19 protein-coding genes are annotated in these 21,489 nt (G+C 49.7%); 10 read left to right on the top strand and 9 right to left on the bottom strand.

Annotated elements, in window-relative coordinates:
• Positions 1 to 4: 4 nt before the first annotated feature.
• Positions 5 to 1,381 (bottom strand): ATP-dependent RNA helicase DbpA, encoded by a 1,377-nt coding sequence (gene dbpA / locus ABD028_RS14300; RefSeq protein WP_343845786.1) that lies wholly within the window; start codon positions 1,379 to 1,381, stop codon positions 5 to 7.
• A gap of 187 nt (positions 1,382 to 1,568) precedes the next feature.
• Here dbpA and ABD028_RS14305 point away from each other — a divergent pair, with 187 nt between their 5' ends.
• Positions 1,569 to 2,393, top strand: a complete 825-nt coding sequence (locus tag ABD028_RS14305) for an ion transporter (RefSeq protein ID WP_343845788.1) — start codon at positions 1,569 to 1,571, stop codon at positions 2,391 to 2,393.
• 14 nt (positions 2,394 to 2,407) lie between these two features.
• Here the strand turns inward: ABD028_RS14305 and ABD028_RS14310 are convergent, their stop codons facing one another.
• Together ABD028_RS14310 and pyrC are read right to left on the bottom strand one after the other, a co-directional pair.
• Complete coding sequence (locus tag ABD028_RS14310; protein ID WP_343845790.1) at positions 2,408 to 3,238, bottom strand: substrate-binding periplasmic protein; 831 nt, start codon at positions 3,236 to 3,238, stop codon at positions 2,408 to 2,410.
• Positions 3,239 to 3,242: 4 nt separating this feature from the next.
• Positions 3,243 to 4,286, bottom strand: a complete 1,044-nt coding sequence (pyrC, locus tag ABD028_RS14315) for a dihydroorotase (protein WP_343845792.1) — start codon at positions 4,284 to 4,286, stop codon at positions 3,243 to 3,245.
• Between the two features lie 249 nt (positions 4,287 to 4,535).
• Between pyrC and ABD028_RS14320 the strand changes: the two genes are divergently transcribed.
• Positions 4,536 to 7,472 (top strand): two-component regulator propeller domain-containing protein, encoded by a 2,937-nt coding sequence (locus ABD028_RS14320; protein ID WP_343845793.1) that lies wholly within the window; start codon positions 4,536 to 4,538, stop codon positions 7,470 to 7,472.
• Positions 7,473 to 7,494: 22 nt separating this feature from the next.
• Here ABD028_RS14320 and ABD028_RS14325 read toward each other — a convergent pair whose 3' ends face one another.
• A complete protein-coding gene (locus ABD028_RS14325; protein ID WP_343845794.1) occupies positions 7,495 to 8,826 on the bottom strand; it encodes a serine hydrolase domain-containing protein in 1,332 nt (443 codons plus the stop codon).
• A gap of 134 nt (positions 8,827 to 8,960) precedes the next feature.
• Here ABD028_RS14325 and ABD028_RS14330 point away from each other — a divergent pair, with 134 nt between their 5' ends.
• Together ABD028_RS14330 and ABD028_RS14335 are read left to right on the top strand one after the other, a co-directional pair.
• Entirely contained in the window at positions 8,961 to 9,335 is a 375-nt protein-coding gene (locus ABD028_RS14330; protein ID WP_102797111.1) for a hypothetical protein, read from the top strand.
• Positions 9,314 to 11,668, top strand: coding sequence for a fatty acid cis/trans isomerase (locus ABD028_RS14335; protein WP_343845796.1), 2,355 nt, complete (start codon positions 9,314 to 9,316; stop codon positions 11,666 to 11,668). The genes ABD028_RS14330 and ABD028_RS14335 overlap by 22 nt, the downstream gene beginning before the upstream one ends.
• Here the strand turns inward: ABD028_RS14335 and ABD028_RS14340 are convergent.
• Both ABD028_RS14340 and pdxR read right to left on the bottom strand, forming a co-directional pair.
• Positions 11,665 to 11,871, bottom strand: a complete 207-nt coding sequence (locus tag ABD028_RS14340; protein WP_172449374.1) for a DUF3955 domain-containing protein — start codon at positions 11,869 to 11,871, stop codon at positions 11,665 to 11,667. The genes ABD028_RS14335 and ABD028_RS14340 overlap by 4 nt on opposite strands.
• Positions 11,872 to 11,926: 55 nt before the next feature.
• Positions 11,927 to 13,366 carry a MocR-like pyridoxine biosynthesis transcription factor PdxR gene (gene pdxR / locus ABD028_RS14345; protein ID WP_343845798.1) on the bottom strand — a complete coding sequence of 480 codons (1,440 nt, stop codon included), beginning with the start codon at positions 13,364 to 13,366 and terminating at the stop codon, positions 11,927 to 11,929.
• Between the two features lie 88 nt (positions 13,367 to 13,454).
• Between pdxR and ABD028_RS14350 the strand changes: the two genes are divergently transcribed.
• From ABD028_RS14350 to ABD028_RS14370, 5 genes are all read left to right on the top strand, one after another.
• Positions 13,455 to 14,102: a pyridoxamine 5'-phosphate oxidase family protein gene (locus ABD028_RS14350; protein ID WP_343845800.1), complete on the top strand. Its 648-nt coding sequence runs from the start codon at positions 13,455 to 13,457 to the stop codon at positions 14,100 to 14,102.
• Positions 14,103 to 14,163: 61 nt separating this feature from the next.
• Positions 14,164 to 14,448, top strand: a complete 285-nt coding sequence (locus ABD028_RS14355; protein WP_343845801.1) for an antibiotic biosynthesis monooxygenase family protein — start codon at positions 14,164 to 14,166, stop codon at positions 14,446 to 14,448.
• Between the two features lie 298 nt (positions 14,449 to 14,746).
• Entirely contained in the window at positions 14,747 to 16,333 is a 1,587-nt protein-coding gene (locus ABD028_RS14360) for a S8 family serine peptidase (protein ID WP_343845803.1), read from the top strand.
• Positions 16,334 to 16,437: 104 nt separating this feature from the next.
• Positions 16,438 to 16,989, top strand: coding sequence for a helix-turn-helix domain-containing protein (locus tag ABD028_RS14365; RefSeq protein WP_343845804.1), 552 nt, complete (start codon positions 16,438 to 16,440; stop codon positions 16,987 to 16,989).
• A complete protein-coding gene (locus ABD028_RS14370; protein WP_343845805.1) occupies positions 16,986 to 17,486 on the top strand; it encodes a GNAT family N-acetyltransferase in 501 nt (166 codons plus the stop codon). The genes ABD028_RS14365 and ABD028_RS14370 overlap by 4 nt, the downstream gene beginning before the upstream one ends.
• A gap of 50 nt (positions 17,487 to 17,536) precedes the next feature.
• Here the strand turns inward: ABD028_RS14370 and ABD028_RS14375 are convergent, their stop codons facing one another.
• Genes ABD028_RS14375 through ABD028_RS14385 form a run of 3 tightly spaced genes read right to left on the bottom strand, consistent with a single transcriptional unit; the run spans position 17,537 to position 19,844 of the window.
• Positions 17,537 to 18,292 (bottom strand): hypothetical protein, encoded by a 756-nt coding sequence (locus ABD028_RS14375; protein ID WP_343845806.1) that lies wholly within the window; start codon positions 18,290 to 18,292, stop codon positions 17,537 to 17,539.
• A 54-nt stretch (positions 18,293 to 18,346) separates the two neighbouring features.
• Positions 18,347 to 19,282 (bottom strand): hypothetical protein, encoded by a 936-nt coding sequence (locus tag ABD028_RS14380; RefSeq protein WP_343845807.1) that lies wholly within the window; start codon positions 19,280 to 19,282, stop codon positions 18,347 to 18,349.
• A complete protein-coding gene (locus ABD028_RS14385) occupies positions 19,275 to 19,844 on the bottom strand; it encodes a DUF6932 family protein (RefSeq protein WP_343845809.1) in 570 nt (189 codons plus the stop codon). The genes ABD028_RS14380 and ABD028_RS14385 overlap by 8 nt, the downstream gene beginning before the upstream one ends.
• A gap of 1,069 nt (positions 19,845 to 20,913) precedes the next feature.
• On the opposite strand from ABD028_RS14385, the gene ABD028_RS14390 reads away from it, so the two are divergent.
• Positions 20,914 to 21,477, top strand: coding sequence for a GbsR/MarR family transcriptional regulator (locus tag ABD028_RS14390; RefSeq protein ID WP_102797129.1), 564 nt, complete (start codon positions 20,914 to 20,916; stop codon positions 21,475 to 21,477).
• The last annotated feature ends 12 nt before the right edge of the window (positions 21,478 to 21,489 follow it).

The following is a 21,489-nucleotide window of genomic DNA, read 5'->3' on the forward strand; positions in this document are numbered from 1 at the left end:
ATCGTTAAAGCTTACGAGCGCGAAAGCGCCGGCCTTTAATTTTACCCTCACGTAAGTAAGCAAGTGCTCGCTTAACACTGCGGGCTTTTATCGCAACATAGCTGTGAGAATCCAATAAACTAATTTGGCCAATATCCACACCTTCCACCCCACCATCTTTGCTTAACGCGCCAAGAATATCCCCTGGCCGCAATTTGTCTTTACGGCCTCCTTCAATGCACAGGGTTCTGAAGGCAGGTTCACGAATGGCCCGACCGTTATAACGCACTTTGCTGATATCGGCCCAGGAAATGGCCTGCTGCTGCAGATCTTCTATGGCTGCAGCCCTTGATGCTTCCTGCGGTGAACACAAGGTTAGGGCCAGGCCCTGACTGTCAGCCCGGCCGGTGCGGCCAATACGATGAATATGGGTTTCAGGATCGCTGGCCAGATGATAATTCACCACTACAGCCACATCCTTAATATCCAGACCACGAGCTGCCACATCGGTGGCCACCAGAATATTCAGACTGCGGTGAGCAAACTGCAACAGTACTTCCTGGCGCTGACGCTGTTCCATATCGCCGTGCAACGCCAAAGCGCTAAAGCCTTTTTCATTCAGGTCGTCTGCTACTTGCTGACATTCTGCCCGGGTATTACAAAATACCATGCAGGACTCTGGTTCAAAATGCGTCAGCAAACAACGCAGTCCATGCAAACGCTTGTCGTCACTTATTTCATAAAAGAACTGGCGGATCTTACTTTGACTGTGCACGGCTTCAACCACAATGCGTTGCGGCTGTCTTTGTAAGGTGCGACTAATCTGCTCGATAGCAGTGGGGTAAGTGGCAGAAAACAGCAAGGTCTGCCTGCTGCTGGGCGTGGTACGAACCAGTTTGTCCAGGTCTTCAGCAAACCCCATATCCAGCATGCGATCGGCTTCATCCAGAACCAGAGTGTTCACCTGACTCAGCGATAGATTACCGCGCAGCACATGGTCTAATACCCGGCCCGGCGTGCCCACCACAACCTGAGCCTGATGTTGCAATGAACTCACCTGCGCAGCCATGGGTACGCCGCCATATAATGCCAGTACTTTGATATTGTCCCGAAAGCGCGCCAGTCTGCGGATTTCACCACACACCTGTTCGGCCAGTTCACGGGTCGGACACAACACCAGGGCCTGCGTCGCTATTTGTTCAGGTGTCAGGCGATTCAGTAAACCAATGCTGAATGCAACGGTTTTGCCACTGCCCGTGCTGGCCTGAGCAATAACATCCTGCCCGGCCAGAATGACTGGCAGGCTGGCGGCCTGTATTTCGGTCATCTGCGAATACCCTAAGGCAACCAGGTTATCTTGCATGGCAACGGGTAAAGACAGGGCTGAGAAGGCAGTGCGCATTGAGTTTATCCGGGACGAAGAAAAAGACCGACAAGTTTACCTTATTGGTCAGCTAAAAAGCGTAATAATTATTGAAAACCATCTTGTAAATTATTGCATTGCCCTTACTTAGGGGCTGTTCATTTCTTGATTATGATGTTGCCAGAAATAAACAGCCCCTCGTGTCAGCTACAACAGACGGAACACTATGCAAGCACAGTCACAAACAATTCCGACACCGGCATCCACTTCTTGGCTTATCCAATTGGTAGAAAGCCGCTGGTTCAGTAACAGCATTGTCGCCCTGATCCTGTTTAACGCCGTTACCCTGGGTTTGGAAACCACAGCCTTTGGCCAGGCCAATATCGCCGCCTTACATATGGTAGATACCGTTATCCTGTGTGTGTTTACCCTGGAATTACTGCTTAAACTGGTTGCTTATCGACAGCAATTTTTCCGCGGAGGCTGGAATTGGTTTGACCTGATTATTGTGCTGCTGTCATGGCTGCCCACCAGTGGCCCATTAGCGGTGCTGCGAGCCTTCAGGATCCTACGGGTACTGCGCTTATTTTCTGTGGTGCCGCAAATGCGCAGAGTCATAGGTGCTTTAGGTCATTCACTGCCTGGTATGGCATCCGTGGTAGGCGTGCTGGGTATTATCTTTTATGTTTCAGCCGTGCTGGTAACGAAACTCTTTGGTACTCATCCCGATGCCAATATGCAGGAATGGTTCGGCAGTATCGGCGCTTCGGCTTATACCCTGTTTCAGGTGATGACGCTGGAAAGCTGGTCGATGGGAATCGTACGCCCAACCATGGAATTGTTTCCCTGGTCCTGGTTATTCTTTGTGCCTTTTATCATTATTACCAGCTTCGCGGTACTCAATCTGTTTATCGGTATTATTGTCGATGCGATGCAGGTAATGCATGAAGAAGACGCCAGTAGACACCCAGAATCCGCTCCTGCCAGTAAAGAAGATGTCGCCGCACTGCAACAGCAACTTCAGGACATCATTGCGCGGCTGGACAAATAGCGCTGAGGCGCAGCTCAGGGCAAATGCGGTTCACGGTCAATCTGTTTGGCGGGCCAGAAGTTCAGGGTGCCGTTGTGCAGATGCAATGGAAAGCCATAGTCTCGCCGGTACCGCGCTGCCCAATTCTCAGCCAGCATGGTAAATGCTTGCCCCTGCTTGTATCTGGTGGCGGCACTGCGCCATTGGTCTACCAGCTCTGCTGATGTCCCCTGCCGTGACATGGCCAGATAGGTTGTTTCTATCTGATGCTGGTACACATTGGCAACGAAATGACAGTCTTGCTGCAGTTGCATGCAGTAATAATTGATTCCCGCCGAAGAAAAAAACAAAGCACTCACACGCCCTTTCAGCAGTGCACCTACCGCCTGAGCCCAGGTGGTGTAAGACACGATGTTCTCAAGCCCGGCCTCAAGCATCATCTGTTCACGAAAGTCGCCGCGTTGTACACCAATGGCCGGTAACGCGGCAAAATCCTTCAGGGTATGGATATCGGTTCGCAGTGGGCCGTTGGCAAACAGGCCATGCATATTGCGGGTGATAGGCGTAATCCAGTGAAACTGTGATTCCCGTTCTGCACTGCGTACCATCGAGAAAACCAGCAGATTGGGCTCGGTGCTGGCCCGATAAAAAATACGCGCCCAGGGGTGTAACAAAATAGGGGCGGGGCTTTTGGCTTCATTCTGAATACCACGGACCAGTTGCACGGCATAACCATCCAGGTCCCCTTGAGCATTGCTGTACACAAAGGGCGGCTCCTGATGCGTTAATATCGTTAACGGGGCATCCTGTGCCTGGGTATACGCGCCCCACAACGAGCACAATGCCAGCAACCATCCATGCTTCAATGCCTTACTCCTGGGTCAATTGCAACTTCCAGTTCACGGTCTGACCTGCATGGAACGGCACAATAGGGTTACCATTTGGCAACACTATTTGCTCCGGAATTTGCCAGGGCTCACGTACCAGCGTGATTTCATCGGTATTACGCGCCAGGCCGTAGAAATCTGCCCCATAGTGGCTGGCAAAACCTTCCAGTTTATCCAGACATCCCAGATCTTCAAAAACCTGGGCATACAGTTCAATAGCACTCCAGGCACTGTAACAACCTGCGCATCCACAGGCAGATTCTTTACGGTGTTTCTCGTGAGGGGCTGAATCTGTGCCTAAAAAGAATTTGGCTGAACCGGAGGCGACCACATCCCGCAAGGCCTGCTGGTGGGTGCTGCGTTTTAACACTGGCAGACAATAATTATGCGGTCTGATCCCCCCCACCAACATATCATTGCGATTCAGCATCAGATGTTGAGGCGTAATCGTCGCCGCCACTTGTGCGGACGCCTCCAGCACAAAGTGCGCAGCATCGGCTGTGGTAATATGCTCAAACACCACTTTAAGCTGGGGGAATGACTCAACAATTCGGCGCAGATGGCGGTCGATAAATTCCTTTTCCCGGTCAAATATATCCACATGCTTGTCGGTGACTTCACCATGCACCAGCAGCAACATACTTTGTTCGGCCATTTCAGCAAATATCGGAAACAACGCATCCAAAGCCGACACCGCCGCATCAGAGTTGGTAGTCGCACCTGCCGGATACAACTTTGCGGCCACCGCGCCAGCGGCCTTGGCTGCACGAATGTCTGCTGCCGTTGTGCTGTTGGTCAGGTATAAGGTCATCAGGGGCTCAAAAAGGCTGCCTACGGGCCTGGCGTCAATAATACGCTGGCGATATTCAGTCAGCATCTGGGCATTCGTTACCGGCGGTACCAAATTAGGCATGACAATGGCGCGGCGAAAACAACGGGCCGTCGCAGGCACAGTTTCACGTAGCATGTCGCCATCGCGAAAATGCAAGTGCCAGTCATCAGGCGTGGTGATGGTCAATTGAGTCATGAAGTCCTCTTGCTGGTCTATTTTGTCCAGTTGTCCTGAACATTAGCGTGTCACTTATTATGCCAGAACTACTCGGTATGTGTTGTGCCCGGTAATTAAAATTGTCTGCTTTATCATAAGGTGACGTATGGCCAGGTAGCGCGTAAACTGAACAGGTCAGAAAATATTGCAGATTTGCCAAGAATTATTTCCATAGTAGTGGCAAAGCCAGTTGTGGCTGACTGGTAGCAAACCAGCCAAGGAGGAATATTGTTGAAGTATTTTGGTTCCCGGCTGACGTTACTGATTATTTTATTTGGCTGTATCAGTAAGCTGCAGGCTTCTTCCACGCCCCTGACTGATTACTTTGCCGAATCCTGGACAACCCAGGATGGCCTGCCTCACAACAGTGTCAACAGCATAGTACAAACCCCTGATGGTTACTTATGGTTTGCCACCTGGGAGGGTGTCGTACGTTACAACGGTAGACGTTTCACCCATTTTGGCTGGGGAACAGATACCCACTTACGTGATTCAGGCATACGAACCTTAGCGATAAACAGCAAAGGGGAATTGCTGGCGGCAGGTTCCAGAGGCAGTTTTGCCCGCTATGCCAACCATCAATGGCACCCGATGCCACAATTAGATGTACGCATCAACCAAGTGCTGACAAATAATGCCGGTGAACTTTGGATTGCCACTAACAATCAGGGCTTGTACCGGCAAACGGCGAACGGCCAGTTACAGCATTTTGACAGTTCGTCCGGTCTGCCTTCGCAAAGTATCAAAGCCTTGTTTGAAGACAATAACAGCCGGATTTGGGTTGGCACTACTGCCGGCCTGGCCTATCTGGATAGAAATAGTTTTCACGTCCATACGGCCATCCCTGATATTCCGGTTGTGGGCCTGACAGAGGATAGTCAGGGGGCCTTGCTGGTCGCCTCTGAACAGGGCTTATTTCGTCAAAGTGGTCAGGATTTTGTGCCTTTTTATCAGCATATCCTTTCCCGGGGCGTGAGTCAGATTTTGGCCGATAACCAAAATGCGTTGTGGGTCGGCACAGTGAACGACGGTCTATACCGGCTACACAATGGCCAGATTGAACATAAAGGAGTCAACGACGGTTTACCAGACAGCCGCATCAAAGCCTTGTATCAGGATCGTGAGGGCAGCATCTGGGTGGGGACTAACGGCGGATTGGTGCGCCTCAGAAAAGCCAACTTTACCACCATCAGCAGTAAAAGTGGCCTGGTCGGCGACTACGCCCGAACCGTCCTGGTAACAGAATCAGGTTCAATACTGGTTGGCACCAGCAATGGCTTATCCAGAATTGACAATGGCCAGGTCAGTACCATCGACATACCTATGCCAAATGGCGACACCCCTTCGATACTCAGTCTGGCCGAAAATGACCAGCACTTTTTACTCGGCACCTATAGTCATGGCTTGCTGATGCTGAATAAGCAAAACGGCCAGTTGTCACAGATGAATACCCGCGATGGGCTGTTAGCCAACCATGTCCGCTCATTGTTGGTTGCCTCTGACAATAGCTTATGGATAGGCACAACCAGAGGATTAAATCACCTGACGGCCCAGGGCATACAGAGCTTCGATAAAAGTAACGGGCTGACGGACGACTATATCATGGCCATAGCGCAAGACCCCCGCGGTGGCATCTGGATTGGTTCAGAAATGGGGGCACAAATTATTCATCAACATAAGGTCGTCAGCCTGGAACTGGCGAATCTGGATGAGACCCGTTCTGTGTATGGCTTTCATGCAGATAAGGACGGGCAACATATGTGGCTGGCCACCGACCGGGGTTTGATTCGGTATCGATATACCGACGGTCAGACCCGTCTGATTGGCAGGCAGCAGGGCTTACCTATCAACAAGTTCTGGCAGGTCACCGAAGACAATCAGGGTTTTTTCTGGTTAACCTCCAATCTGGGTATGGTCAGAATTCCCTATAACGCCGCCCACCAGGCGGCAGACCACGAGTCAGACAAAGTTCGCTACCGGGTGTTTGCCGATGGCGACGGTATGCAAAGCTTTCAGGCCAATGGCACATCCAGTCCGGCCATCGCCAAAGACCAGCAGGGCAATATCTGGGTAGCCACGGCCAAAGGGGTGGTGCGTACCCGGCCTGAGGGTATCAGCAAACTGACTACCGCCAGCTTACCGATGCAAATGGAGGCCATCTCGGTGGACGGCAAGACATTTACCCATAACCTGCTGAGTCCACTTCCAGCGCAAACCAGCAGGATCCGCTTTGAGTTTGTCGCGCTTGGCTACATTATGCCACAAACCATCCAGTACCAGACCAGACTGGTGGGGTTTGATCGGGACTGGATATCCCGGGATACCGACAACACCGCCGAATATACAAACCTGCCACCAGGGGATTATATCTTTGAGGCTCAGGCCTCTTACCCGGCTTCAGATGCAGAAATGGGGGTTGGCAGCTTGCGTCAGGCATTCAGTATCAAGCCGGCGTTCTGGCAACGTCTGGACGTTATATTGCTGTTTTTTGTGTTTGTTATTGTACTGCTGCTGATACTCATCCGTACCCGCGAACATCTTCTCAGGGTTCAGTCGCAAAAGCTTAAGCAACAAGTTCAGGAACAAACCCAAGCATTGCAGGAACAGGCCCAGCGTTTTGCTCGTCTGGCCCTGCAAGACCAGCTTACCGGCTTGGAGAACCGCCGCTCCTTTGACAGTTTTTTAAAATCGCTGGGCAGCCAGGCCAATCGCAATGTGCTGGCTTATGTGGCGATTATGGACATTGACCATTTCAAACTGGTTAACGACAACTGGTCACATGATGTTGGCGATCAGGTCATTCGTGAAGTGGGGCGAATCATTGCCGCGCATTCCCGCCCCGGCGATCACGCGGCCCGATGGGGTGGCGAAGAGTTTTCACTGATCATTAAAGATGTGGATGAAACCACGGCCGTGGAAATCTGCGAGCGTATTCGCAAACAAGTGGCCAGTGCCGACATGAGCCATATTGCCAGCGGTGTCAAAGTGACACTGAGTGTGGGTATTAAACAATGCGACGATCCGGACAATTACCACAGGACTTTGGTGCTGGCTGATCAGGCGCTGTATCACGCCAAAGCCAGCGGCAGAAATAAAGTGCAGCTATGGCGCCCCGATTTACCCAGCACCAACATTCCTTATGTTTCGTCAGTGCGAAAGAACTAAGGCACCATCTGTGAACCTGAGGTCAATGCATTAAAGCGCTGATGTTCTCAGCTGTGGGGTAGTCACTTTTACTCCATCCAAGACGCACAAACACCAGGTTCCAACTGGGGATCACCATGACCACCTGCTTACGATTGCCCAGCATCGCATAGGCATCCGCTGGCAATTGTGGCCAGCGCCGCGCGTCTTCCGCTTTGTTTCTGCCAGCATTCAACCACAACTGATAGCCATACCTGTCATCATTTTCACTGGAATTAGGCTGGGTTGCCCTGAACAGCCATTCTTTGTTCAATAATTGCTGGCCCTGCCAGTTGCCGTTATTCAGCAACAATTGACCAAGGCTGGCCCAGTCTCTGCCAGAGGCATACAAATAAGAGCTGCCGACAAACACGCCACTGGGGTCGGTTTCCAGATAAAAGTGTGACAAGCCAAGCGGCTGGACCAATTCCTGATGCAAGAAATCCAATGCCGCCTGGTTGCCGCCTAACTGCTGATTCAGATAGCGCATAATCACATTCGTGGTGCCAGACGAATAGGCAAAATGACGGCCTGGCTCATAGGCAATATCACTGTGCAAAGGCAGGGCTGAGGCATCATGGGCAATAAACAACATATTGGCCGCATCAGTTCCTGGTGCATAGGTTTCATCAAAATCCAAGCCGCTGGTCATCTGCAATAGTTGGCTGAGGCGGATACTGGCGCGCCGGTCAGACCGCCATTCATCAAACAGCGACATATTATTTTCATTGACCAGGCCAAGCTGCTGCATGCGCCCTTGCATTATGGCCGTGACGCTTTTAGCCATCGACCAACCCAGTAGCGGTGTATAGGCGTTATATCCTGTGGCATATGACTCGGCCACCAATTTACCGTCTTTAACCAGCAGTAACGCCCGGCTGTCCAGGCCTTTTGCATTGTCAGCCGCTAACAGGTCATCCAGCTTGCTTTGCCAACTGGCACTTATTTGCTGGGGCAACCCGGGAGAAAGGTCTGCCTTAGCGGAAGACAACTGCAAGCGATCGAGTGGCTGGGTATCCCCAATATCCAGCGTACAGCCCAGTCCCGGTCTGTAGGTTGCGCTGGCCTGGCGGATGCCAAGCAGATTGGCAGCGACGTTGCTGGATGAATAATGTAATTCAAGCAAACTGTTAGCCGGTGAATAAGAAGCCAAATCTTGCAGAATCTGCTGATTATCCTGACCGCTGATAAAGTGCCCTGAACAACCGAGTTTCGCCCCCATACTGGCGGACACCTGCAAGGCGTCGGCGATCCGCCACAGACCAAACCCCAGCCAGATTGGTGACGCCACCACCGCCACGGTCAATATTGCTAAAGCCCACCAACGTTTTTTCACTCTGAGTTTCCCGGCAAAGACCATTTTTATCCATCATCCTGGGGACTTAATTCGAGCAAGTCAAAAGCAATTTTCACTGGTAATAGCCTCGCGCTTATTTGATACTGAACCTTGTTCTGACAGTGGATTTCGCTATGACCAGGTCGTTTTACTATGATTGCCACTATGACCCGGATATTCTTGCCGTCCGGGTAAGTACCGGTGGTCTGGCCGAGCCACAGGATATTCACACCCTGTATCAGCAAGCCCTGGATGCCGGCCGTGAAGCCAATTGTTATAAATTGCTGTTGGATGTGCGTGAGCTGGCGTTGGATTACGACAGTGGCAAGGTGTTTCAGGTGTTAAGGGATATCAGCCCAATACTGCAGCAGTTACAGGTGGCAAGACTGGTCACACTGTCCGAGTTCAAGCATGATTTAATTGAAGAATACGCTAAGGAACAAGGGTTCAACCTTAAAAACTTTACCGAACAACATCAGGCCCTTGAATGGTTGAACGCCGCAGGTTAGCCAAGGGACTGGGTCTGTGGTTACTGTTACTGATGCAAGCCGCCTGCAGTCGCCCGGTTGAGCCGATACCCGAGAGGCTGCCACCACCAGCGCCACAACCACTGTCTTTCTCACAAGATATTAAACCCATATTAGACAAGCGCTGCCTGACCTGTCACGGCTGTTTCGACGCCCCCTGCCAACTTAAGCTGGAATCTGCACAAGCCTTGCTGCGCGGTGCACATCATCAGGAAGTCTACAACGGTACCCGCAGAGAAGCGCAATCCCCTACCCGTTTAGGGATTGATGCCCAGACAGAAGCGCAATGGCGGGAGCTGGGTTTTTATTCGGTACTCACGCCCGACATGCATGGTCAATCCTTAATGCAGAATATGCTGGCACTGGGTAAGCAACATCCATTTAAGGCCAATCAGAAACTGCCTGAGCATATTAATCTGGGATTACAGCGACAAAACCAATGCATAGACAACAGCGGTTTTGACCAATATGCGCAAACGCATCCTTGGGAAGGCATGCCTTTAGGTATGACGGCATTAAGTGACGCAGAATATGCCGCGTTAAGTGGATGGCTGAACCAGGGGGCCACTATCGATTGGCAGGACAGGCCATTAACCGCTCAGCAACAGCAATATGTTGCCTCCTGGGAAGCCTATCTGAATCAATCTGAGCCGAACCGGCAACTGGTGGCACGCTGGCTTTACGAGCATTTGTTTCTTGCCCATTTATATTTCGCTGATCAGTCTGAACAGACCCAGTACTTTAGTCTGCAACGTTCCCTAACCCCGCCAGGGCAACCCATAGTACCGATCACAACCGCACAGCCTAACGGCGATGCGCAACAACAGGTTTACTATAGATTAAGCCTTATCGACGAAACCCTGGTACATAAACGCCATATAGCCTTGCGCTTTGACGATGCCACACAAGCGCGTATTGACCAGCTGTTTTTTGCCAGTGAGTGGCAACCCGGGCAACTGCCAGGTTATACCTATGCAGAGCGGGCCAATCCGTTTGTTACCTTTGCCGCAATTCCCGCCAGGGCACGCTATCAGTTTATGCTGGACAATGCTGAGTACTTTGTACGAACTTTTATTCGTGGCCCGGTTTGTCGCGGGCAGATAGCCACAGATGTGATACGCGACCATTTCTGGACGCTGTTCCAGCACCCGCAACAAGATCTTTTCATTACGCATCCAGACTATGCTGCCAAGGTGATGCCGTTGCTTGGCATGCCAGGACAGGACGATGACTTGCTGGATGCCGGCAGCAACTGGTTAAAATATCGGGAAAAACGTAATCAATACGCACAGTTGCGCAGTCAAGCCTACCAACAGCAATATCCAGATGGACCTGATCTGACGCATATATGGCATGGGGATGGCAACAATACCAATGCGCTGCTGAGTATCTTTCGTCATCACGACAGCGCCTCGGTAGAACGGGGCTTAATTGGTCAGATCCCTCAGACAATCTGGTGGATGGACTATCCACTGCTGGAACGCACTTACTATGAGCTGGTAGTCAATTTTAATGTATTCGGTAACCTGGCTCATCAGCTACAGACCCGTCTTTACTTTGACCTGATTCGCAATGGTTCTGAGCAGAATCTGCTGCGATTGTTACCGGCAAAATCCAGAGCTGACTATATGCAGGCCTGGTATCAGGGCAGTGGTTTATTAAAACGTAAATTCAGCTACGCACCGCTGGACGATACCACGCCAACGGCTTTGCTCTATCAAAGTGAGGATCCCTACCAGGAACTGGCACAACGTTTGTTGGCTGACTTTGACGACATAAATGCAATGCGAAAGGATCCGTTAAATCGTTGCACAAATAGCCCTTGTGCACGCCAGGAGCAAGCCGCTTGGATGCAGCAAACTGACAACCTGCTGGCCGGACTTTCCACCCAAACCGCTGACAATTTGATGGCACTGCGCTGGCTGCCCGATGTGACCCTGCTAAGAATTAGTAATGGTGAAAAAGACACCTTATATAGTCTGATCCGCAACCGCGCCCATTCCAATGTGGCTTTTATGCTGGGAGAATCTTTGCGTTATGAAGAGGAAAAAGACAATCTGACCATTTTCCCCGGCTTACTTGGCAGCTACCCCAATTTCATATTTGATTTGCCAGCAGCGCAGCTAGGCAGTTGGCTTAAGCAAATGCAGGCCATCAGTAACGAGGCAGAATTTGAAAAGTGGATCAGCCAATGGGGGCTCAGGCGCACTCATCCGCTATTCTGGCAGACACTGGATAACATCCACCAATGGCACAAACAGCACCGGCCGCTGGAAGCCGGTGTGCTGGATATTAACCGTTATAAAAACCTTTAGCGATTGCGTAACAGGAATACTAAGCCGACCACACAACCCATAAAAATCAGGCTCCAGCCCACAGACAGCAATACATAAGGCTCAGCCAATACACCCGCGCTTTGGGTCTCGTTGCCCCATACTTCCAAGGTTAAAAGGCAGGTAATTCCTGTGCTCAGAAACAAGCCACAGAGTCCGGGAATGGTTAACAAATTGCGCAACACTTCAACCTCCTTGTTAGTTGCAAAAAATTCGATTGCAGGGATTCCGTCCCTAACATTAAGCGGAAGAGGATAATACCTCTTGCAGGCACTGTTTGAAAAGCCCTACAGCGTACTTCATCTGCGTCTCGTCGAGTTGTGAATAGCCCAGCACGAAGCCACTTATCGGGTTTCCTTGGAAGTAATGTGCCGACAAACAATTCAGTTTAAGACCGAGTTGTTCTGCCCGCTCGGCTACCTTGGCATCCCAAGCTTTCCCGTCTTTCGCTAGTGTCTGCCAGGGAGACTTTAAATAGGCTACCAGATGCATACCACCGGTGTTTTTCTCAAAGGTTAACCAGGGCGTAAGACAGGCCAGAGTGTTTAGTAAAAGGTCCCGCTGATTCAGATAAAAACGGCGCATTCGGCGTAAATGACTAGCAAACTCTCCGCCGAGCATAAAGTCAGCCAAAGCAGGTTGCATACCTAGTGCTGAAGAGGACCCCAGGAAGTACTGACTGTCTTTTAGCCTTTGCACTTGTGCAGGTGGTGCCAGAATAAAGCCCAATCGCAATCCCCGAAACAATACCTTGGAAAAACTACCGACAAAGAAAGTACTTTGCGACCCGTCCAGTTGCATCAGCGGTACATGAGCGCGCCCCTGGTAAATAAATTCACTGTCATAGTCATCCTCTATCAACCATAGTGGTTTGTTCCGCTTTGCCATCACTTGCTGCTGAGTCAGCCAATCCTGGCGCCTGGAAGGGCTCATCACCGTACCAAGTGGATATTGGCGATTTGGTGTGATCACCGCCATACCAAAGCATCCATCAGGCACTATGGCACCCTGTTCATCCAGCGCAATCGCTCTGGCGGGCTTGCCGAGCAAGGCGAACAGAGAAGCCATCTGCACATAACAGGGATTTTCCAGCCATATCGGGGTGTCATCTTTCAGTAAGGCCTGAACCAATATGGTCAGTGCATCACGATTACCCGCTGTGATTAACACCTGCTCAGCGCTGCAATCCAGCCCCCGCAGGTCGCGCAAATAGTCCGCCACCTGCTGTTTAAATGCAGGCCAGCCGCTGGGGTGCTGCCCCATCATTAAACCAGGATCAGGATTTAGCCAACTGCGGCGTAAACAAGCCGCCCATTGACGCGAAGGAAAATGCCTGACATCAGCCACCGAGTCAAACGCCAAAGTCAGTGGTGATAGGTTATCTGTTGGTCTGCTTGTTTCCCCACACAAATCTATCGTGGGCAGGTTATCCGAAACATAGATCCCACGCTTGGGCAGACTAAGCAAAAAGCCTTCGGCAATCAGGTTGTCATAGGCTTTTAGCGCGCTGGTGCGAGAGATCTCAAGTACCTGAGCCAACTCTCGGCTGGAAGGTAAACGTTCACCGGGGCGTAATCGCTGCGACTGAATAAGCTGGCGTAAGGCTGCTTGCAGCTGTTGGTAGAGCGCTGTCCTGGCCTGACTATTCAGACTGATAGATAAGACCGCTGTTGACTTCATCTGGTATCTATATTTTTTCAAAAACTGGATATTTTCATAATAACCAGAAGAGCTAGCATAAGGCGAAGTTATCCAACCGGAGCCCCATATGCAAGCCCCGAGCCGACGCACACAGGTCAAGCGCGGTCGCAAACGCGCCAGCTATGACCCATTGCTGGTAAAGCGAATCATCGATGAAAACCTGCTTTGTCATATTGCCCAGGTGGTAGAAGGCCAACCTCTTGTGACACCAACCTGTCATTGGCGCGACGGTGACAAGCTATACTGGCATGGTCATGTAAAAGCCAGAAATGTGTTTGCCAATGCCGGGCACCAGGTGTGCATTAATATTTGCCAGCTTAATGGTCTGGTGTTAGCCAGAAGCGCCTTTCATCACTCGGTAAACTATCAGTCGGTCACTCTGTTTGGAGAAGCACAATTACTGACCGACGAAAATGAGCGCTTGTACCAGTTGCAACGCTTTGTGGAACGGATCTCGCCTGGACGCTGGCAACAGTTAAGACCCATCAATCAGCAAGAACTGATGTTAACAGCCATTGCCTGGCTACCAATTAATGAAGCGTCGGTGAAATTACGTGATGCGCCCCCCGTTGATGATGAAGAGGATTACGACTGGCCAGTTTGGTCGGGGGTGATGCCAATTGTGCGTCACTGGGATGAATTGCAGCAAGACCCTCGCCAGCAAAGCCAACAACAATATCCGTTGCCGCAACCTCCTGCGCACAACGCCATATAAACGATACGTTACGCCGTGATTTACAAGCACTGAATGAAAATTAAGATTCAAAGGAAATAACATGTACGCTGTAATTTTTCGTGCCACGATGAACAAGGTTGACGCAGAATATGCAAATTTTGCCAGCCAGCTGCGCCAACTGGCGTTTGACAAGTATGGCTGTCTGGACTTTATTGCCGTTTGTGAAGGCAATCAGGAAGTGGCGATTTCTTACTGGCCCAACGAGCAGGCAATTCGCGCCTGGAAGGCTGACCCGATGCATATGCAAGCCCAACAAAAAGGCCGCGAACACTGGTACAGCGATTACCAGGTACAGGTAGTAAAAGTAACACGTCAGTATCCGTAACCGGGTTACTGACCACTCTGAGCCCGGATAAGCTGTAGCCATTTTCGGCCCACCACAGTAACAACATGTAACATCTTATTTACATTTTGATTCATTTTCCGTCAGCAACAAATCTTTGCTGACTTTCTCTCTGCCATGGCTTTTCTATACTGGGGGTGACCCGGCCCAAACGGTCAGGTTACCGCACTAAATCCCAGGAATGATTGACAAGGAACTGTCGACGCATCCACTGTTCCTTGCCCGCTTAATCCGTTGTTTTCCCAGGAATTCTTGATTTATTATCAAACAAGGAAAGACAATGTTCTCATCTAAATACAGCAAACTCAGCATAGGCCTGTTACTTGGCCTGTCCACACTTTATGCCCAGGCAGACAACAAAGGTCCACAACCCGCTAATCAGGTCAGCCCGCCTAAGCTTTCCGATCTGGTTAAGAAAGGTCGCTATATTGTGCGCTTTCAGGAAAGTGCCCCGTCAGTAGGGATTGGCAGTAAGGCCCGCGGCCCTGCCGTGATTGCCGGTGGCAAATTCAATACAGACAATGCCAGAGCTATGCTGGAAGGTATCGGTGCCGAAGTACTGGTCAGTTTGCCTGAGCACAAAATGATGGCCGTTAATTTGGATCTGCTGGGGCTTAAACGCCTGAGCGACAACCCCCAGGTGGCCAGCGTTGAAGAAGACCCGCGCCGTTATCTGATGGCGCAAACCACGCCCTATGGGATTCCCATGGTGCAGGCCAATCAACTAAGTCAGTTGGATACCTCAGCCAGAAAAGTCTGTGTTATCGACACAGGCTATAACCTCGGCCACCCTGACCTGCCAGACCAGAACGACGGCGTAACCGGGCAGGCCAATAACAGCCAGGTAGGTAACTGGTATAACGACGGTAATGGCCATGGCACCCATGTGGCCGGCACTGTCGCCGCCATTGACAATAGCCAGGGTGTTATCGGCGTCTATCCCGGAGTGAATTTGCACATTGTTAAAATTTTTAATGACAGCGGTAACTGGACCAATGCGTCAGACCTGATTGCCGGTATTCAGCAGTGCCAGAATGCCGGGGCCAATGTGGTTAATATGAGCCTGGGTGGCAGTGGCTCATCTTCATCTGAACAAACCGCCATGCAGAATTTTGTGAATAACGGCATTATGCTGGTGGCGGCAGCCGGCAACTCAGGTAACGGCAGCTTATCTTATCCGGCGTCCTATGATGCGGTGATATCGGTCGCTGCTGTCGATTCCAGTGAGAATCGTGCCTCCTACTCCCAATACAACAATCAGGTTGAACTGGCTGCGCCGGGTTCCTCTGTTTATTCAACCTACCCCACCAATACTTACGCAACCCTAAGCGGCACATCAATGGCATCCCCGCATACCGCCGGTGCGGCGGCGCTGGTATGGAGTTTCCATCCAACCTGCAGCAATGAAGAAATCCGTAACGCGCTGCAGGATACCGCCAAGGACAAAGGCAGTGCAGGCCGGGATAACTATTATGGCTATGGCCTGGTGCAAGCCAAAGATGCGGTGGACTACCTCAATACCTACGGCTGTGAGGGCGACGATGATGACGGTGGTGGTGATGTTGACCCGGTTAATGGCTCGGTAAACGTGGCCAACACCAGCACCGGTAACTGGGTGCGTTATACCTGGGATATTCCATCAGGTGTCACACAAATGCAGGTCAGCATTAGTGGTGGCAGCGGCGACGCCGATTTGTATATGCGTCACGGCTCATCTCCCACCCTGTACACCTTTGACTGCCGCCCTTATTTGTACGGCAATAACGAAACTTGTACTTTCCCAGCTCCGGCCAGCGGCACCTGGCATATTGGGGTGCGGGCCTATAGCAGCTTTAACAATGTAGTATTGAACTACCAGTACTACTGATTTATTGCTGGCGGCCGGTAACAACCGGCCGCATCTTTATGTTGACCTAAGGCCTTAGCGCAGATAAATTTCACTTATGATATTATTTTTCATATTTGAAAAACATGTTTGACAACCAACTGGCCGCGCGTTTGGTCCAACTACGAAAAGACCACCAACTGTCTTTGCAGCAGCTAGCCCAGCAAAGCGGCATCAGCACCGCTACGCTATCCAGAATAGAAAACGCCGCCACCAGCCCCACAGCCAGTCAGCTTAACAGTCTGTGCAACGCCTTTGGTATTACTTTGTCGCAATTGATGTATGCCGCCGAAGCCGGCGCAATTCGCTTACTACGCAGCGACAAGATGATGCACTGGACCGATCCCGATTCCGGTTACCAGCGTCGCTTGCTGTGTCCGCCGACACCGGGTTTTGTAATGGAGTTATTGGAGATCAGCCTGCCGCCCGGTGCCGACATCCAATATGACAAACCTCCAATAGCCGGGCTTGAACAACATATCGTGCTGCACCAGGGCAATCTGCACTTAACCATTGAACAGCAGACGTACCAGTTAAGTCGCGGCGATAGTCTTGGATTTAAACTCTATGGCAGTACCCGCTTTGTTAATCCGGGTGATAAAGATTGCATCTATATACTGGCGGTAGCGAAACCATGAGAAACATCATTCAGGCCGATTTTAACCATCCACAGGTGCTTGAGCTGCTTAGGCTGCATCTGCAAGGCATGCAGCAGAACTCTCCGGCGGGCCATGTATTTGCCCTGGATTTATCCGGCCTGCAACAGCCGGATATCAGCTTGTACTGCCTGTGGAATGGCGAGCAAGCCTGCGGCATTGGCGCATTAAAAGCACTGGATCAGCAAAGTGGCGAAATAAAGTCTATGCGTACCCACCCCAACTGGCTGAAGCAGGGAGTGGCCAGGCAATTACTGGAACATATTATCTATGAGGCCCGCCAGCGAGGCTATCAGCGGTTAATGCTGGAAACCGGCTCAGGCGAAGCGTTTGAGCCCGCGATCCGGCTCTATCAGCGTTATGGTTTTGTTAGCGGCCCGGCGTTTGCGGACTATGTCAAAAGCCCGTTTAATCAGTTTTTTCAGCTGGATCTGTTCAAGCTGGCTCCGGATTTGATTCATTCCACCACTACACTTTAAACAGAGTAAAGCCTAAGCACAGCAAGTTCACGCTCTCTTTTAACGGCTTGTTAGCATGATAGTGTGGTACGAGCTTTTCTAACTAGCTCTGAATGCATGTTATAGAGTTCTGTCGCCATATCATTAAGCTCGCATAACGTTTTATCCACTTCTGGTGGGTAATTAAAGTCTCCTACATAAGGATCTGGTACGCAACGATATCGCGAGCCTCCAATATCATAGGAATTGTTAGCCAGTTTCCATAAAAAAGATTTTGACTTGTCAAGGAAAGCCTTACGCAAAATTTCGAGTTCTTCATCATGAAACTCACGGTCAGTAGCATTCCAAGTTTGACAAAACCGATCTAGAACACGAGTGTCATCATCATGATACGTTCCCCCAAGATCAACATCTCTCAGGAAGCGGACCGTGCGAGAATCAGGACTTAAATCATTTTTAAATTTTGAAAAAAGCTCTCTATCAACTTGAATCAATCTATCTTTAGCTTCTTTAGAAGATAATCCATCCATGTAGATGAAGTAGCGATTGGCAATATTATGAGCCAACGATAAGAAGATAAGCCCAAATCCAACCCAATAGTCAGCAAAACCAATTTCTAACTCTGCAAAAGCAATAGGTACGCCTGCATTCAAGTTAACTGTTTCAACTAGCCAGTTGTACAGCAATTGCTCCAACGCTACCGGCGTAATCAATAACGTTGCGCCAGTTCCAGCAACGAGCCAAGTTAACTTGTTTGTGAAATCAGGGAAAAGCCACTTCTTACCGTATTTGATAACAAACTGTTTTACTTCGCTTACATTGACCACCTCTACTCCCTGGCTAGAAATGCTAGCGTCCTAATTGACGCGTTTGTTATGTACTTACTCTCCAAAACGTAGAAACTCCAATAATCGAATGATTTCTCTTGGAGGGCGATTTAGAGGGGCTACCGTTTTTATTATTACTCTAATTAAACAGTGCTTACCTATAACGGTAGCAGTAGCTTTTACAAATTGATCAACGGCCTCTTTTGTTGCTGACCCGTAATAAAGCTGCCCGTTCTTGTCTTGTAGCTCAAATTTTCTATGTTCAGGCAAGAATCCTACAAGTATTCCCTCAATATCACTTGTATTCTCTTCGATAGAAGTGGCCTCCGTTCGAATCTTTGCGCGATGTATTGCAGGGCCATCAAGAATAAAATCTAGATCTTTCTCGACAACTCTTATGGTTGCTTTACTTGAATCTAGATTCGAGAAGAAGTCTTTGAGTGCTATCAAAGTTCTTGGCTCTAACTCTTCTAGAAGAGCCTCAAACACAGCTTCGTCTTGCGCCGCTGTGTCTCTAAGTAAAAACGATGCTTTATCTATTATTTGCGACAGCTGTGATGATTCAAGCTGCATTTGATCACTCATTTCATCGAGAACAAAGCCAAACGAGCCTCGCGCAAGCCCCGTAACCATCAATTCTGAATTAGCTTTGAAAGGGACTTTTCCTCTTTCACCTAAAGCACCAATTTCACTGCTAGCAAAAACTTTTGCTATTAAATTTTGAAACTGCTCAAGAGCCAAACCTGCAAATTCAACTGCTATACCTTTTGATCCTAAAACTGGCTGCCCACCAAAGAAGAGTGCAACACTAGCGCTATTATCAGCGATAGTATCGCTTTTCAGCGATTCAACTTTCCGAGATAGCTCTTTAAGCCGATGCTCCAGTTGCATTTCACCGACTATATCTCCGGATTGTTGCGCACTACTTAAAAGATCCTTCACTGTGGTGATTTCAGAAGACAGGCTATCTATATTAAGCTTTTTAGGCATTGCCAATCCCCCTGTCTAACATCTCCAAAGCTTCTTCGTCTGCACACACAATAGGAACTTCAACCATTCCTTTCCAAAGATACGATTCCCTTTGATGAGAAAACAAACCGAACCAATATCTTGTATTACTTACGACATGTATTGGATGAGTATTTAAATCTACAAAGTACGCATCACACTTAAAATGTTCCTTAGATTCGTTTGGTAGAAATAGTTCTTTGTTGTCATTAACTATACCTTTCCATATCTCTAAGTCCAATGTCGGTCTCATCGCAAAAGTGACTAAATCAACATCCGCTGGAGGCCGCCCGAGATTCAATTCTACATTTTCTACAAAGCTGCCATCCAACCATTGAAAACCATGAGTAATACCAATCGCTCTCAATTTCTGACGATACTCTAATAACCCCCTAAGTATAGTTATTCTTTCGGGTGACTGGGCGTATCGGCTTACAAATTCTGTGATTGTTGATCGATAAGGAGCCATACCAGCTGGGTTTGTTGGGCCTTGTTCTGGGATAAATGGAGGTAAAACTCCAGATTGATTCAATTCAGGTATCACTCTTTAATCTTCCTCTGATCTTTAAAGGTGCGCAGGCACATAACTATATTAATAGACGGCGAAGCGCCGTGTTTAAACACGGCGCTTCGCCGTACTTTTACATAGTCATTTTTTAACATGCTTATAACCCTTTGCCTAGCAAGAGTTTTTTGGCTGCCCCAAGATGGTGCCGGGCAATGGCGGACGTGTTCCGCGCCATTGCTGTTATGCGGCTCAGCATCTGGAACTTTATCAACACACCTCTTTAAGTCGTTATCACAAGGTGCCATATGCGCCAAAATCCTCGCACTTACGATAGTCAAAAGTTGGTTTGTCGTTGGTGGACCAATTGCTAGTTAAATAAATCTATGATGCCCTTAAGCGGCCCAAGCCGCTTTGGCCCCGCTTAAAAATTCCCGGTCGGTTCAGGGCGCTGCTAAAAGGCGGGTAATTTGCCTGGAGCAAATTGAGTGGAAGACGCGTCGGGAACGTCGTTTTCACGACCGCCTTTTAGTAGTGCCCTGGACTGACGTTGTTGGGAATCCAGCGGGCGTGTTTCTTTTGGTTACTTTTCTTTGCACGAGCAAAGAAAAGTGACTGGCGCTCCATGGATGGAGTGTCATATCCAGCAGGGAAAGCCAAGTCAGAAACTCGCTTAACCCAGCCATTCACAAAGTGGCACTAGTTTCGAAATTCTCACACTTGCGATAGTCAAAAATTGATTTGTCGTTGCTGAACCAGTTACTTGTTAAATAGACCTATGCCCCCCTAAGCGGCCCAAGCCGCTTTGCCCCCGCATTTCACAAATAATTATTTCTCCACCACGAAGATCAGAAGAACACGAAGAGTAGAAAATCGGATTTGCCCTTCGTGCACTTCGTGTTCTTCGTGATGAAACAGTTTTTTTACCTGTAGTGGTGTCAGGAAACAGATTGAACAGCGTTAGCTGGAAATCCCCTTACGCCTTGACATCCGTTACGCATGTTCAAAGCCTTACCATCGAGAGATCACAAAAAAATCATCTAAAAACCTTGCGCCAGATCAACAAACATTTATAATTTTCAGAAATTACTGAAACTTCAAAAACAACATGAATCTTACCCCAAACCTAACCAGTTTTGTGATGCACTTCGGTGAAATGGGCAGCCGCTGGGGCTTTAACCGCACAGTGGGGCAGATGTATGCCCTGTTGGTGATCAGCGCCGAACCGCTGACGGCCAATGAGCTGGCCGAAACCCTGAATATTTCCCGCGGCAATGTCAGCATGGGCCTGAAGGAACTGCAGTCCTGGCAGTTAGTGCAGGTGTCCCATCTGCCGGGGGATCGCAAGGACTATTTCCGCGCCATCGGCAGTATCTGGGATATGGCCAAACGGGTCATTGAAGAGCGCCGTAAACGCGAAATCGACCCGACGTTGTCACTGCTCAGGGACATGCTGCTGGACAAGCCGGCCAGTGCCCAGGAAAAACATGCCCAGCAGCGCCTGCAAGAAATCCATGACTTGTTGGAGTCGGTTACCAATTGGACCAATGAGTTACAACGCCTTAGTCCGGATAACCTCAGCACCCTGCTTAAACTCAGCTCCGGGGTAGGTAAGGTACTGGATATGAAAGACAAGTTTATTGGTAAAGAGGAGCGTAAGAAAAACCGCTAGCCTCTTTACTGT

The sequence above is a fragment of the Bowmanella denitrificans genome (genome assembly GCF_039522935.1).
GTDB classification, from domain to species: domain Bacteria; phylum Pseudomonadota; class Gammaproteobacteria; order Enterobacterales; family Alteromonadaceae; genus Bowmanella; species Bowmanella denitrificans.